Here is a 13610-nt window from a genome sequence, read left to right as displayed (position 1 = left end):
GGGGGTCCGGTCCACCGGGACTCGTATTATGGAGTGGCCGTGAGGATTTCGGGTGCGGTCGCGCGGAGGTGACGATGCCGTCCGATCGGTGCCGCCGCCGCTGGATGGGCGGTGATCGAGGCCGCGCCCTTGCAGATCAGCTCCTTGTAGCGGGCCGCGCGGCGACCGGTGAGCACGAACCTGGTGGCGCGGTCGTCGGGGGTGACGAACTGCAGCAGGGCGTCGTTGCGGCCGAGGCTGATGCATTGGGCGGCATAGAAGATCGGCACGCGCGGGACCCGTCGATCGGTCAGCCGCGCGGCGATCGAGTCCGCGGCCTGCCAGGCCATCGGGATGCCCGAGGCACAGGACATCCGCAACGGGTCCTCGCCGGGCCCGTCGGCGAGGGCGGCGTCGCCGACGGCGTACACGTCGGGGTGCGAGAGCGAGCGCATCGTCCGGTCGACCATGATCCGTCCGGACGGATCGACGGTCATCGTCGTCGCGGCGGCGAGTGGATGGACCGCGAATCCGGCCGTCCACACGGTCACCGCGGCCGGAAGGACCCGGTCGTCGCTGGTGGCGGCGCTGGACGCATCGACCCGGGCGATCTGGGTGTGCGTCCGCACGGTGATGCCGAGCCGATCGAAGGCGGCGCTCAGATGCCTGCGGGCCTTGTCGCTGAGCCGATCGCCGACGCCGGTGCGCGCGGCGATGGTCACCGCGAGATCCGGCCGCGCCTCGGCGATCTCGGTGGCCGCCTCGATGCCGGTGAGCCCGCCGCCCGCGACCAGCACCGCCGCGCCGGCGTCCAGTTCGGCCAGACGATCACGCAAGCGCAGGGCGGTAGCCGGGTCGGTGACGGTGTGCGCGTACTCGGCGACTCCCGGGACGGCATCCCCGGTCACCGTGCTGCCGAGCGCGTAAACCAATGTGTCGTAACCGATTTCGAGGTCCACGCCCGCCCCGTCGCGGGCTCGCACCAGCTTGCGGTCCGCATCCACCGCATGCACCCGGGCGATGCGCAGGACGACGCCGGTGTCCGCGAAGATCTCGGCCAGCGGGCGGCGGACGAGTTGCCGGCCGGCGGCGAGTTGATGCATGCGGACCCGTTCGACGAAATCGGGATCGGCGTTGACGACGGTGATCTCCACGTCGGCGGGATGCAGGCGGCGGGCAAGGCGGCCGGCCGCATTGGCTCCGGCGTATCCGGCTCCGAGGACGACGATGCGATGTTTCATCTCTGACTCCTGTCTCGGGGTTCGCCTCTTGAACCGGACAGCGCGTCCTTTGCTGACAGATATCGGCTGTGATGACGGTCACCATGCGTCCAGCAGCGGCTCACCGCGGTCCGCTGCGGCCCAGGCTCGGGCGATGCGATCGAGCTTGTCCGGGTTGGCGTGAATGCACACGGCCGCGATGCCCTCGGATGTCGATTCCAGCACGATGACTCCCACGAGCCGGTCGCCGACCTGCGCCAGAATCGCCGGATCTCCGTTGACGACCCCGGCGTACAGGGTCGCGGCCCCGCCCACCCAACCGCGCTTGTGCTCGCTGGGCCGGAACAGCCCGCGCAGGTATCGGGCCACCGCGAGCGCGCCGCCGACGGGCGTGCGACGAGCCGGGAGGGTTCCGCCGGCGTCCGCGATACCGGTCACGTCGGCGGTGAGCATGCCGATCAGCGGTTCGATCTCACCGCCCGCGGTGGCGGCGAGGAATTGCGCGGCGATCCGGCGGGCCGCTGCCCGATCCACCTCGGTGCGCGAATGCCCCGCGCTGAGACGCTGTTTCGCGCGCCGGTAGATCTGCTGGCAGTTCGGCTCGGTGAGATTCACGATCTCCGCGATCTCCGCGTGCGGGTAGCCGAACGCCTCGCGCAGCACGTACACCGCGCGCTCGTGCGGTGAGAGGCGTTCCATGAGCATGAGCACGGCCATGGATACCGACTCGCGCTGTTCGGCGGTATCGGCCGGGCCGAGCATCCGGTCACCGGTGAGAACCGGCTCGGGCAGCCACTGTCCCACGTAGGTCTCGCGCCGGGCTCGCGCGGAGGTCAGGTGGTTCAGGCACAGATTGGTCAGCACCCTGGTCAGCCAGGCCTCGGGTGCGCGGACCTGGTCGCGGTCCGCGGCCTGCCAGCGCAGGAAGGTGTCCTGCACCGCGTCCTCGGCATCGCTCGCCGAGCCCAGCAGCCGGTAGGCGATGGCCTCCAGGCGGGCGCGGGATTCCTCGAACAGGTCGACCTCGTGCGGACCGAGCAGCATGACTCGATTGTCGCCCCGGGCGGCGAGGTCTGTTCCCGGGGTCCGCGCGAATGGCGAACCTGGTTGTGGGACAGGGTGTTACGCGCCGCCGGGTGGCTGCGGGCGAACGGTCAGGATCTGCTGCGCCTGTCCGACCGGGCCGCGGACATCGTGCAGAACCGTACTCGTCAGCCCCTGCCCGGTCGCGCCGAACACGACCGTGGTGTCCAGGCCGGTCCACGAACCTTCGGGCTGCCGGTGGAAGTGGATGGTGAGATCGAGGTTCGGGAACATCCACTTCGTCGGCTCCTGCCGCACGGCGATGCCGTTGGCGGTGTCCACGAGCGCGACGAAAGCGGCGAGCGGTCCGGCCGATTCACCCGCCACCAGCGGAAGGGAAGTGCCGACCCACGCGGTGGTGCGGCCCGGTCGCGGCGGCGCAACGGGCCGGGTGTCCAGTGAGGTGATGTAGCCGCCCGGCCACACCGAGGTGAGCGGCCACGAGGACAGCGACTCGGGCGGCGGTAGCCGATCGGGTTCGCCGCCCGCGACCGCCGCGGTGTCCTGGGACTGCATGTACCAGGCGCGTGCGGTCACGGTTGCGCGGCCGCCGATCGTGACCGTCGCCTCGACCAGTTCGATGGTGCGGCCGGGCCGGGCGGTCCGCACGGCGATCTCGAACTCCTCGACCGCGATGCGGCCCAGAATGTCGAAGCCGATGCGGCTCATCGCCAGTGGCGGACAGTGCCCATCTGCCCGGTAGCGCTCGATCTCGTGCACGATGAGCCCGCCCAGCGGGCTGAAGTGCTGCTCGTCGTCGGCCCAGGCCCCACCGGCGTGCGGGGTGGGGACGAAGCGGTGCTCGCCGACGCGCACGAAATAGCTGTTCTGGGGTCCGGTCGTCTCGCTCACCCCTCCCAACCTACGATCCGGGCGGCGGACGTCGCGCACCACCCGTGACGCACGTCCGAATCAGGCTGCGCCGCTGACGGTTTCGTGCGGACCGGTGACCAGTTCGGCGAATCGGTCGACCACCCGCTCGTGGAAGGTGTGGAACAGGTTCTCGAACCGCTCGATCTGCGCGGGGGAGGGCGACGACCCCTCGTCCCATACCGACGCCAACGCCCGCCAGACCATGACGTGCAATTCCGGCCCGGTCGCGTAGTACGCCGCGACCGCCTCGGGCACCTCGGCGATCATCTCGCCGATGCTGTTGAACACCGCCCGCTGCATCGTGTGGCCCAGCGCGCCGAGCAGGCGGCGCACCAGCGCGACCTCGGCGGCGAGCATCAGTGCGGGATTCGGAACCGGTTCGCGCGCAAGCGTTTCCAAGGCATCGATATCGTGCTCTGCTCCAGCGCCCTGCGATCGATCCGCTGCCGGGTCGCGGTGCAGGACAGCAGGGCCTCGGCCAGGATCTGCCGTTCCATTGCCACGATGTCGCCGAACATCGCGATGACCAGGTCGGGGTCGTGCCGGTCGGCGGTCGGCATGGAAAGCCGGAACAGCCTGCGGTACACCTCGACTCCGCCCTCCTCGCGCACATCGCGGATGGTGAAGCCCTTGCCGCGCCGCGCGTGCAGGAATCCGTACGATTCGAGCCGGCCCAGAATCAGTTGTGCGGTAGCACGATTCATGCCGAACTCCGCGGCGACCCCGCGCACCGACGGCATCAGATCACCGGGGACGTACCGGCCGGAGGCCACCCGGCGCGCCAATTCGTCGGCGACATCGGCGACTACCGTCCGCGCTCCCATCGGCGCCTCAGCCCTTCCGCGACATTCCCCGCACGACCATCCGTCCTGTGCCAGGGACAGTTTAAGTCGTCCGGGCTCGCGCCGCCGGACGGAACTTCCGGGGTCGGCCGGCCCGGCGACCGGATTCGGCTGCCGCCGCGAGTTCGCTGGTCGGGGCGCTCCGAACCGGAATTCGGGTTGGCTCGACAATTCGGCAGGCCCGTCCCGGAGCCCCTCGCGGCCTCGGCTACGATTCGCCTGGAATGGCCCGGGCGAGTTCGCCGGATCGGTCTCGGCGGTCCCGCTCTGGCGCGATGAGCTGCCCCCACATCCGAGTTTGACGACTACAGGAGTGCCGGCTGTGTCCATTCGCACCATCGTGTTCTCGTCCACCATTTCCCGGCGTTCGTCCGCACCGTCGATCCGGCGCGGCTGTGGCCTGCTGGCCGCCGCCATCGCCGCGGCCGCGCTGTCGGTGGCCGTCGCGCCCGCGGCGCACGCCGTCCCGTCCCGATGTCCGGGTCTGTACGTCGTGGCGATTCCCGGCACCTGGGAGACCTCCCGGGAAGATCCGCGCAAGGGCATGCTCGCGCGGGTCACCAACGGCCTGCCCGGTGGGGTGAGCACCGACTACGTCGACTATCCGGCAACCGCGCTGCCCTGGGAGGGCGAGGTCTACGGGCGGTCCAAACAACAGGCGGTCGATACCGCGCGCGGCATGATCGGGGCGATGGCAACGCGTTGTGCCGCAACGAGACTCGCGTTGCTCGGGTACAGTCAGGGCGCCGACGCGGCGGGTGACCTGGCGGCCGAGATCGGCACCGCAGTGGGTGTGGTGCCGCCGAGCCGGGTGGATGCGGTGGGACTGGTCGCGGACCCGCGTCGTTCGCCGACCGATATCCTGATCGGCCCGCCGGTGCCGGGTGCGGGGGCGGAGGGACCGCGAATCGGCGGCTTCGGCCTGCTCACACCGAAGGTGCGGACATTCTGCGCGGTGGGGGATCTGTACTGCTCCACCCCGACGGACGATTTCGCCACCCGCATCGCGGGCTTCTTCGCGCACATCTCCGCGCCCGATCCGGCGCGGATCGGCAATTATCAGCAGGACGCGCAGTCGATCCTCGGCGATGTGATGGCCGCGGGCGGCTTCCCGAGGCTGCAGAGCCAGTTCACTGCGACGGCCAACGACGAACGCGTGCAGGAGTTGCAGCATTTCCTGAGTTCCTCGGTGCACCAGCGTTATTCGTCCTACGTGGTGGACAACTCGGGTGCCACCGCGACCGGCTGGCTGCACAGCTGGCTCTCCGGTATGGCATAGCGGCGGGCCGTCAGCTGCGGGGAGCGCGGGCCCGTGGACGGACGTGCTCGAAGATCAGGATCGTCTCGGTGCTCGCCACCGCCGGGCGGGCACTGAGATGATCCAGGACGAACCGGCGCAGCCCCTCGGTGTCGGCGGTGGCGACGTGTACGAGATAGTCGTCGGCTCCGGCGATGAAATACACGTTGATCACCTCGTCCAGCGCGGCGAGCTGCTCACCGAATTCGGCCAGGTGCGGTCGCGCCCCGGCCTGCACCCGCACCGCGATCATGGCCTGCAGGCTGCGGCCCAGTGCCGCCGGATCGATGTCGGCGTGGAAGCCGCGGATGACACCGCGTTCGACCAGGGAGCGCACGCGCCCCAGGCAGGTCGAGGGGGCGATGCCGGCCGCGGCCGCCAGCGCGTGATTGGTGATCCGGCCGTCGCGGGATAGTTCGTCGAGCAGGATGTGGTCGATATCGTCGAGTACGGCGGGAGTGGGAGGGCGGCGCGGCGTGGGCGTCTGATCGGGCGTGCGCATATCGTCGACTCTATAGAAGATCATTCGGCTCACGGCTGTATGACGGAATATTCTTCGAGTTCCGGGCAATGTCTGAGTGTCGTAAACTACACAGCTCAAGCTGGACAGCCTGAACTGATTAGCTTAACGTAGAAGTATGGATCAGACCCCCGGGGACGTCTCCGAATCCTCCGCGCGCGCCTCGCGCGAACTGCGGACCGTGGTCGGCCGCCTCCGCCGCCGCTTGCACGAGCTCGCGGACAACCGTGAACTCACCCCGACGCAGACCGCGGTGCTGAGCCGGTTGGGCAAACAGGGTGACGCGTCGGCCAGTGAGCTGGCCACGGCCGAGCGGGTGCGCCCGCAGTCGATGGCCGCCACCCTGGCCGTACTCGATGAGCGGGGCCTGATCGAACGCCGGCCCGATCCGCGGGACGGCCGCAAACAGCTGGTGTCGCTGAGTGCCGCCGGCCGCGCGATCTTCGACGACCGATCCCGCAGCGGGCAGGAGTGGCTGGCCAGACAGCTGGAGGACCACTTCACCGAATCCGAGCGGATGACCGTCCTCGAGGCGCTGGCCCTGCTGGAACGGCTGACCCAGCTCGATCCGTGACGAGGTGGGGCCTTTGACCGCAGTAATGGAACGTGTGGCGGCGCCATTGCGCCGCATCCGCCGCGAGGACGACGGGTTCGACCGCAAGCTGATCGCCCCGATGGTTCTCGGGTCGATCCTGAATCCGATCAACTCCTCGATCATCGCGGTGTCGCTGGTGCCGATCGGGCACGCCTTCGGTGCGGCCCCGGCGCAGACGGCCTGGCTGATCTCCGCGCTGTATCTGGCCACGGCCGTCGGGCAGCCGGTCGTGGGACGCCTGGTCGACCTCTACGGTCCGCGCCGGCTGTTCCTGGCCGGTACCGCGTTGACCGGCTTCGCCGGCGTGCTCGGCGCGTTCGCACCGAATCTGGGCGTGCTGATCCTGGCCCGGGTGATCCTGGGTTTCGGCACCTGCGCGGGCTATCCGTCGGCCATGTTCCTGTTGCGCAGCGAGTCCGAGCGCAGCGGTAAGGACAGTCCCGGCGGCATCCTGACGCTGCTTGCGGTGGCGAATCAGACGATCTCGGTGATCGGCCCGTCGCTGGGCGGACTCCTGATCGGCCTGGGCGGCTGGCGCGCCACCCTCGCGGTGAACATCCCGCTGGCCGTCGCGGGCTTCGTGCTCGGGTGGCTGCGGTTCCCGAATACCGCGGTGCGGCAGAGTGATTCGCGATCCGTGTCCCGGATCGACTTCGCCGGGATCGTGGCCTTCGCCGGAATGCTGGTCTCGCTGCTGTTGTTCGTGATGACCCCGCGCCTGCCGAACCTGTATCTGCTCGCGATCAGTGCCGTCTGCGCCCTCGCGCTGGTGGTGCGGGAATTGCGGGCCGCCGAGCCGTTCATCGATCTGCGGGTGCTCGCTGGCAACATACCCCTGGTCGCCACCTATGCGCGAACCGTGCTCGCGGCCACGGTCAGCTACTGCTACCTCTACGGATTCACGCAGTGGCTGGAAGAGGGCCGGGGCCTGAGCGCCTCGGCGGCGGGTCTGGTGCTGCTGCCCACCTTCGTGTTCGCGATCCTGGTCTCCACCACCACCGGTCGCCGCCCGGGAATTCGCGGCAACCTCGTCGCCGGGGCGTTCGTGCAACTGCTGAGTGGTGCGTTGCTGCTGCTGATGCACGCCTCCACCGCGATCTGGCTGCTGCTGGGCCTGGCGCTGCTGTTCGGTGTGCCGCAGGGGCTGCTCAACCTGGCCAACCAGAACGCGGTGTACCACCAGGCCGATCCGACCCGGATGGGTTCTTCGGCCGGTTTGCTGCGCACGTTCATGTATCTCGGCGCGCTGATCGCCTCCAGTGCCAACGGTGCGTTCTTCCCCGCGACCGCCGATACCGCCGGACTGCACGATCTGGCCGTGTTCATCCTGGTCATCTCGGGTGCGCTGCTCGCGGTCACGGTGCTGGACCGGTCGATCGCCCGGGTCGGCAAGGCGGGATCCGGCGAAACGCCACGAAATAGCTGACTGCTCGTTAAGCTCGCGGATGTCTCGCTGGACGAGACGGCTCGAGAGGGCGGGCCGCGATTGCCCCCGCGGCCCGCTTTTGCGCCGGCCACGAGGTTGCGGTGCGACGCAGGGGTTGACCGCGATCCAAATCCCGGCTGTTCCCTGTAACTTTCGAAATGATCGCAGCCTATCGTGCCGCCGAATCGCTGTCCGGCGGCTTCCTCGCGGGAATCGAGGCGGGCATCCCGGCCCGGCAAGAGTAAGGGAAATGCATCCGGAGACCGAGTGTGCTGAGTAGTAGCCGGAGACTTCCCTCGAAGCGGGGCCGCCTCCGGACCGGCTGCGCCGATACGACAGGATCGAGGGATGACCGCCGCGCCACCGATCCTCGCCGGAGTTCCGGGCACGTTCGCGCACAGCGTGTTCCACGACCGGCACCCCGTCCTCATCGATCAGGTCATCGCGGGTCACCCGTACGATCCGGCCCAGCGTGCGGCGCTGCATCGCCTGCTGGACGAGAGCCGCGACGGGGTGATCGAAGAGCTCGGCACCACCGCGCCCGATCTGCCGCGCTGGCTGGCCTGGGGCCGGGAGCAGTGGGGGCGGCCGTGGCGTGACGCGTCGTTCCTGTGGGCGGAGAGCTATTTCTACCGCCGCCTGCTCGAGGCGGTCGGCTATTTCGGTCCCGGAGCCTGGGCAGGGGTGGATCCGTTCGCGCCGAAGAAGTACGCCGAACTGGACACCCCTGAGGTCGTCGCCGAACTCGCGGCCCTGGCGGACATTTCGGCCGCATCCGATGACACCGCGCGCGATGCGTTGCTGCGCTCGGCGCTGTGGGGCAATCAGGCCGATCTCGGATTCCGGCTCACCGCGGGCCCGGGCGCCCGCACCGGCCTGCTGGTCGATGAGAGCGCACAGCTGTGGTCGGCGCTGGATGGTTCGGACGCGGCGACGGTCTGCGTGATCGCGGACAACGCCGGTCGCGAACTGCTGCCCGATCTGGTCCTGGCCGACCACCTGCTCGCCACCGGCCGGGCAGCGCGGATCGTGTTGTACCTCAAACCGCAGCCCTACTACGTCTCCGACGCCACCCCGCACGATCTGCTGGCCGTGCTGCGGTTGCTGCGCTCGGCCACCGAATCGCAGGCGCAGCGCATCGGGCAGCGCCTGTGGCAGGCGCTCAGCACGGACCGGCTCATCCCGCGAACGCACGAATTCTTCTGCGCCCCATTGACTTACCACGAACTACCGGAGGAACTCACCGCCGAGCTGTCCGAGGCGAGGATCACGATTCTCAAGGGCGATCTGAACTACCGACGTCTGGTCGGCGATCGCTATTGGGCACCGACCACCCCCTTCGCCGATCTGGCGGACTATTTCCCGTCGCCGGTGACCGCACTGCGCACCCTCAAATGCGATGTCGTCACCGGCCTGCCCGAGGGCCGAGCCGCCGAACTCGACGCCGCCGACCCGTCCTGGCGCACCAGCGGCGACTACGCGGTCATCCAGTGCGCCCGTCCCCGTGCCGCGGGCGACGAGGGCCGGTCGGTGCGGTCGTGAGCAGCGTGCGGCGGCTCAGCCGACCTCGGCGACCAACTCGAGCGCGCGGCCCAGCGTGGTGAGCTTGTCTCGCAAGGTATCTCCGGCCGGGTAGAGCCGCACGGTGTCCACGCCCGCGTCGCGCCAGACGCGGAGTCGTTCGCGCACCGTGTCCTCGGTGCCGATGAGTGTTGTGGCCAGGACCATCTCGTCGGTGACCAGTGCGGCCGCCCCCTCGCGGTCACCGGCCTGCCAGCGTTCCCGGATCTGCCCGGTGATCTGTGACCAACCCTGTCGCGCGTAGGCGGCGTTGTAGAAATTGGTGCGCGCACTGCCCATCCCGCCGATGCTGAAGGCGAGTTCGAGCTTGCGGCTGTCGATATGGGCGTGCAGCCGATCGGCGTCGTCGAACAGTGCGACCTCCGCGCCCTGGCAGATGTCCAGATCGTCGCGGGTGCGCCCGGCCGCGGCGAGCCCGGCGTCGAGCGGATCGAAATACGCGTGCGCGCCCTCGGGGACGAAGCTGGTGCCGAGCCAGCCGTCGGCGATCTCGCCGGTCAGCTCGAGCATTCTGGGGGAGAGAGTGGCCAGGTGGATCGGGATGTCCGGATTCGCGGCTTTGGACAGCCGCATCGGGCGGGTTTCACCGGACAGCGGAATCCGGAAATGCTTGCCGGAGAAGGAGAGCTTCTCACCCGCCAACACCTGCCGCAGGATCTGCACGGTCTCGCGCATCCGGGTCAGCGGATGATCGAACCGCACTCCGTGCAGCCCCTCGATCACCTGCGGGCCCGATGCGCCCAGTCCGAGCAGGAATCGGCCGCCGGACAGGTCGGCCAGGGTCAGCGCGGTCTGCCCGATGGCCACCGGGGTGCGGGTGCCCAGCTGAATGATGCCCGAGCCCAGCAGAATCCGATCGGTCCGCGCCGCCAGATAACCCAGTACGGACGGCGCGTCCGACCCCCACGCCTCGGCAACCCAGCACACGTCCAGGCCGAGTTTCTCCGCCTCGAGGACGAAATCCATTGTTTCGCGGGCATTGTCGGAGACCTCGACCGTCGTCGCGGTTCTCATCACGAGGTTTCCGCGCGAGACTTGATCGCCGCGACCGTGGCGGTCATCGCCGATTCGAATTCGCGCATCCGGACGAAGACGATCTTCTCCTCCTTGTCCGGCATCCGATCGATGGCCAGGGACAGCCCCGAACGGGCCGGGCCCAACCGCATCCACTCCCGCAACGCGGTGCCGCCGTCGCGCGGCTCGAGCGTGAAACGCCATGTGGCGGTGGGATTCTCCGGATCGTTCACGGCCCAGGCGAAGGTGTTCGGCGGCTCGCATTCCACGACGTGCGAGGTGGTCTGCCACTCTCCGAGCGCCGGATGGCTGTTACTGCCGAGGAAGGTGTTGCCGACCGCGGGGCCGCTCGCCTCGCCCAGCCAGCTCGCGGCCTGGAGTTCGTCGCTGAACTGCGGCATGAGCGTGATATCCGAGACGATCTCCCAGACCCGCCGCGGCGTCGCATCGATCCAGGTCTCGACCTCGGCGGTCGGGCCGTCGGCGTATTTCGCGCCCGTCCACTCCATACGAACACCTCCGTCTAGTGGCTGAGCTGCATAGTCTCGTAGGTGAACTATAGATGTCAAGGATGGCGGGCAACGGCCGTCGTCACCGGACGGGAGCGTCGAAATGCAGGTCGAGCTTCGGGTCGCCCGCGCCGTTCAGCGTGACCACGGCCGACACCGGCGGATGCCCGCTGGCGCACAGCGTGTAGTCGCCCGGGACGAGATCCGCGAGCGTGTAGCCACCCGATTCGTCCGAGACGGCCGTGGCCACCACGGTTCCGTCGGCCGCGAGCAGCGTGATGCGGGCGTCCGGAACGGGCGTGTCGCCGTGGTCGCGTCGCACCGTGCCGGAGATCGCGGCCGCGCGGGCCAGGCTCAGGTCACAGTGCGCCGCGTCCTCGGCGCCGAGCGCGACCGATGCGGCCGTGGGCCGATGGCCGCGAGCGTGTGCGGTGAGCGTGAACGTCCCGGGCGGCAGCCCGGTGACAACGTAGTCGCCGCCCGCATCGGTCGTGGCCGTACCGACGACCTCCCCGCGCACATCGACGACCACGATGGTGGCCCCCGGCACCGCGGATCCACCTGCCGCGAGTACTCGACCGGACAGATTCGCCCCGCCGGACAGCACGATGTGGTGCACGATCGGTCGCGTGCCCACGGACAGCGACGTGGCATGTGGCCTGCGGGTATCCGCCGCGGTGATCAGCACGTACCGTCCGGGCGGCGGCAGCGGCAATTCGTAACCGCCGTCGGAGCGCGAACGGCCACGCCCGTGCTGGCGACCGCGATGATCGATCAGCGTCAGCGCCGCGGCGGCCACCGCGCGGCCACCCGCGTCGGTGACCCGTCCGGCGATCCCGCCGGCGTGCTCGGTGCCGCCGCCGTACCCGGCAGTGTCGGCATGATCGCCCGGCACCGCTCGGTCATCCATTGCGCCCGTGAGGTTTTCACGAGATTCCAGGTATTCCTCGGCTCCGGCCGGCCTGCGGCTGCGCACGAGCGAGGCGCCCGCGGCCACCACCGACATCGCGATCGCCATGGAGAACACCACGACCAGTCCGTCGTGGAACGGCTGCGAGACCAGGTGCGGGAAGAACTGGCGTCCGGTCAACGTGGCGGCGTTGGCCGCGGGCAGATGGTCGAGAATGTCCGGACCGAGCAGATGCTCGATCGGGTTGTAGCCCAGGAACGCCGCGAACAGCACCCCCACCGGCGGCAGAGTGGCGATCGAGCGGGCCGCTCCGGCGGGCACGCCCTGGTCGGTGAGTCCGGTGAACAACGTGTGCGGCATGGATCCGGCCAGTCCGGCGATCATCAGCGAGAAGAACACGCCCATCGACAGCACCATGCCCGCGTTCTGGAATGTCGCCCGCATACCCGAGGCCGCGCCCCGTGCTGCGGCCGGAACACTGGACATGATGATCGCGGTGTTCGGCGCGGCGAACAGTCCGCTGCCCAGCCCGTTGACGAATACCAGCAGCGCGAATACCCAGTACGCGAAATCGGTTGGCAGCGCGAGCATTCCGCCGAAGGACACGGCCATCACCACGAACCCCGCGGCTGCGAACTGCCGCGCGCCGAACCGGTCCGACAGATGTCCGGCGATCGGTCCGGCGACCAGGAATCCGCAGGTCAGCGGCAGCAGATAGATTCCGGCCCACAACGGCGTGTCCGCGTAGTCGTAGCCGTGCAGCGGCAGCCAGATGCCCTGCAGCCAGATGATCAACATGAACTGCAGTCCGCCGCGGGCGATCGCGCCCAGCAGGGTGGCCGCATTCCCGCCCGCGAATTCGGCATTGCGGAACAGCCGCAACGGGAACATCGGCTCGGCGACGGTGACCTCGACGACGCAGAACACCACCAGCATCACCGCGCCGCCGATGAGTCCGGCCAGCACCCACGGATTCGTCCAGCCCATGGTGTGGCCGCCGTAGGGCTGAATGCCGTAGGTGATGCCGGCCAGCAGCGCGGTGAGCCCGATCGCGAAGGTCAGATTGCCCCACCAGTCCATCCGGCCCGGCGTGCGCACGCCGGTCTCGTGCAGCGAGCGATACGCCCACACCGTGCCGACCAGGCCGATCGGCACGTTCACCCAGAACACCGAGCGCCAATCCCACGCCACCAGCGCACCGCCCAGGATCAGCCCGACGAACGATCCGGCGATACCGGCGACCATGTTGACGCCCAATGCCATTCCGCGTTGACGCGCCGGAAACGCGTCGGTGAGGATGGCCGCGGAATTGGCCATCAGCATCGCGCCGCCGATGGCCTGCACCAGCCGCCAGCCGATCAGCCACAGCGCGCCGCCCGCACCGTGCAGCGGGTCCAGCGACAACAGGACAGAGGTGAGTGTGAAGATGCCGAATCCGGCGTTGTAGATCCGCACCCGCCCCCACATGTCGCCGAGCCGGCCCAGCGCGACCACCAGTACGGCGGTGACGAGCATGTACCCCATCAGCACCCACAGCAGATAGCTGACGTTGCCGGGTTGCAGCGGATCGAGGCGGATGCCGTTGAAGATGCCCGGTAGCGAGATCAGCACGATCGAGGCGTTGACGGTCGCGATCAGCATGCCGAGGGTCGTATTGGTCAGGGCAACCCACTTGTAGCGGGGATGGTCGACACCGATCCAGGTGCCGTGGCCCGCGGGCCCCTCGCCCGCGGGTCGGGTCAGTTCTTCGATAGCCATCGA

13 protein-coding genes are annotated in these 13610 nt (G+C 69.1%); 4 read left to right on the top strand and 9 right to left on the bottom strand.

Going from position 1 to position 13610, the window contains the following annotated elements; all coding sequences use genetic code 11:
* Positions 1 to 26: 26 nt before the first annotated feature.
* From AC5WS7_RS07330 to AC5WS7_RS07310, 5 genes are all read right to left on the bottom strand, one after another.
* The gene (locus tag AC5WS7_RS07330) at positions 27 to 1220 is read right to left on the bottom strand and encodes an NAD(P)/FAD-dependent oxidoreductase (RefSeq protein WP_495953540.1); all 1194 of its coding nucleotides are present in this window, start codon (positions 1218 to 1220) and stop codon (positions 27 to 29) included.
* A 78-nt stretch (positions 1221 to 1298) separates the two neighbouring features.
* A complete protein-coding gene (gene sigJ / locus AC5WS7_RS07325) occupies positions 1299 to 2243 on the bottom strand; it encodes an RNA polymerase sigma factor SigJ (protein WP_495953539.1) in 945 nt (314 codons plus the stop codon).
* Positions 2244 to 2321: 78 nt separating this feature from the next.
* Positions 2322 to 3134: a thioesterase family protein gene (locus AC5WS7_RS07320; protein ID WP_495953538.1), complete on the bottom strand. Its 813-nt coding sequence runs from the start codon at positions 3132 to 3134 to the stop codon at positions 2322 to 2324.
* A 60-nt stretch (positions 3135 to 3194) separates the two neighbouring features.
* On the bottom strand, positions 3195 to 3512 hold the full coding sequence (locus tag AC5WS7_RS07315; protein WP_495953537.1) for a hypothetical protein: 318 nt from the start codon (positions 3510 to 3512) through the stop codon (positions 3195 to 3197).
* Positions 3512 to 3979: a GntR family transcriptional regulator gene (locus AC5WS7_RS07310; RefSeq protein ID WP_495953536.1), complete on the bottom strand. Its 468-nt coding sequence runs from the start codon at positions 3977 to 3979 to the stop codon at positions 3512 to 3514. Before AC5WS7_RS07310 ends, AC5WS7_RS07315 begins: the two co-directional genes overlap by 1 nt.
* Before the next feature lie 400 nt (positions 3980 to 4379).
* Between AC5WS7_RS07310 and AC5WS7_RS07305 the strand changes: the two genes are divergently transcribed.
* On the top strand, positions 4380 to 5276 hold the full coding sequence (locus AC5WS7_RS07305) for a cutinase family protein (protein ID WP_495953776.1): 897 nt from the start codon (positions 4380 to 4382) through the stop codon (positions 5274 to 5276).
* 10 nt (positions 5277 to 5286) lie between these two features.
* On the opposite strand, the gene AC5WS7_RS07300 is transcribed toward AC5WS7_RS07305, so the two are convergent.
* Complete coding sequence (locus AC5WS7_RS07300) at positions 5287 to 5796, bottom strand: Lrp/AsnC family transcriptional regulator (protein WP_495953535.1); 510 nt, start codon at positions 5794 to 5796, stop codon at positions 5287 to 5289.
* Positions 5797 to 5932: 136 nt separating this feature from the next.
* On the opposite strand from AC5WS7_RS07300, the gene AC5WS7_RS07295 reads away from it, so the two are divergent.
* The 3 genes from AC5WS7_RS07295 (at position 5933) to AC5WS7_RS07285 (ending at position 9377) form a co-directional block, all read left to right on the top strand.
* On the top strand, positions 5933 to 6388 hold the full coding sequence (locus AC5WS7_RS07295; protein ID WP_495953534.1) for a MarR family winged helix-turn-helix transcriptional regulator: 456 nt from the start codon (positions 5933 to 5935) through the stop codon (positions 6386 to 6388).
* Between the two features lie 13 nt (positions 6389 to 6401).
* A complete protein-coding gene (locus AC5WS7_RS07290) occupies positions 6402 to 7835 on the top strand; it encodes an MFS transporter (protein ID WP_495953533.1) in 1434 nt (477 codons plus the stop codon).
* Positions 7836 to 8183: 348 nt separating this feature from the next.
* Positions 8184 to 9377 (top strand): damage-control phosphatase ARMT1 family protein, encoded by a 1194-nt coding sequence (locus tag AC5WS7_RS07285; RefSeq protein WP_495953532.1) that lies wholly within the window; start codon positions 8184 to 8186, stop codon positions 9375 to 9377.
* A 15-nt stretch (positions 9378 to 9392) separates the two neighbouring features.
* On the opposite strand, the gene AC5WS7_RS07280 is transcribed toward AC5WS7_RS07285, so the two are convergent.
* The 3 genes from AC5WS7_RS07280 to AC5WS7_RS07270 form a co-directional block, all read right to left on the bottom strand.
* Positions 9393 to 10430: an LLM class flavin-dependent oxidoreductase gene (locus AC5WS7_RS07280; protein WP_495953531.1), complete on the bottom strand. Its 1038-nt coding sequence runs from the start codon at positions 10428 to 10430 to the stop codon at positions 9393 to 9395.
* Positions 10430 to 10939, bottom strand: a complete 510-nt coding sequence (locus AC5WS7_RS07275) for an SRPBCC family protein (RefSeq protein ID WP_495953530.1) — start codon at positions 10937 to 10939, stop codon at positions 10430 to 10432. Before AC5WS7_RS07275 ends, AC5WS7_RS07280 begins: the two co-directional genes overlap by 1 nt.
* An 82-nt stretch (positions 10940 to 11021) precedes the next feature.
* A complete protein-coding gene (locus AC5WS7_RS07270) occupies positions 11022 to 13607 on the bottom strand; it encodes an MFS transporter (protein WP_495953529.1) in 2586 nt (861 codons plus the stop codon).
* Positions 13608 to 13610 lie beyond the last annotated feature (3 nt).

Source organism: Nocardia sp. PLKS1-43, from assembly GCF_059510335.1.
The sequence above is the reverse complement of the archived record's forward strand: the minus strand, read 5'-3'. Positions and strand labels throughout refer to the sequence as shown.

Coding starts and splice junctions, on each gene's coding strand:
- AC5WS7_RS07280 (WP_495953531.1), bottom strand. CDS start 10,430: ATGAGAACCGCGACGACGGTCGAGGTCTCCGACAATGCCCGCGAAACA.
- AC5WS7_RS07285 (WP_495953532.1), top strand. CDS start 8,184: ATGACCGCCGCGCCACCGATCCTCGCCGGAGTTCCGGGCACGTTCGCG.
- AC5WS7_RS07295 (WP_495953534.1), top strand. CDS start 5,933: ATGGATCAGACCCCCGGGGACGTCTCCGAATCCTCCGCGCGCGCCTCG.
- AC5WS7_RS07330 (WP_495953540.1), bottom strand. CDS start 1,220: ATGAAACATCGCATCGTCGTCCTCGGAGCCGGATACGCCGGAGCCAAT.
- AC5WS7_RS07315 (WP_495953537.1), bottom strand. CDS start 3,512: ATGCTCGCCGCCGAGGTCGCGCTGGTGCGCCGCCTGCTCGGCGCGCTG.
- AC5WS7_RS07310 (WP_495953536.1), bottom strand. CDS start 3,979: ATGGGAGCGCGGACGGTAGTCGCCGATGTCGCCGACGAATTGGCGCGC.
- AC5WS7_RS07300 (WP_495953535.1), bottom strand. CDS start 5,796: ATGCGCACGCCCGATCAGACGCCCACGCCGCGCCGCCCTCCCACTCCC.
- sigJ (WP_495953539.1), bottom strand. CDS start 2,243: ATGCTGCTCGGTCCGCACGAGGTCGACCTGTTCGAGGAATCCCGCGCC.
- AC5WS7_RS07270 (WP_495953529.1), bottom strand. CDS start 13,607: ATGGCTATCGAAGAACTGACCCGACCCGCGGGCGAGGGGCCCGCGGGC.
- AC5WS7_RS07275 (WP_495953530.1), bottom strand. CDS start 10,939: ATGGAGTGGACGGGCGCGAAATACGCCGACGGCCCGACCGCCGAGGTC.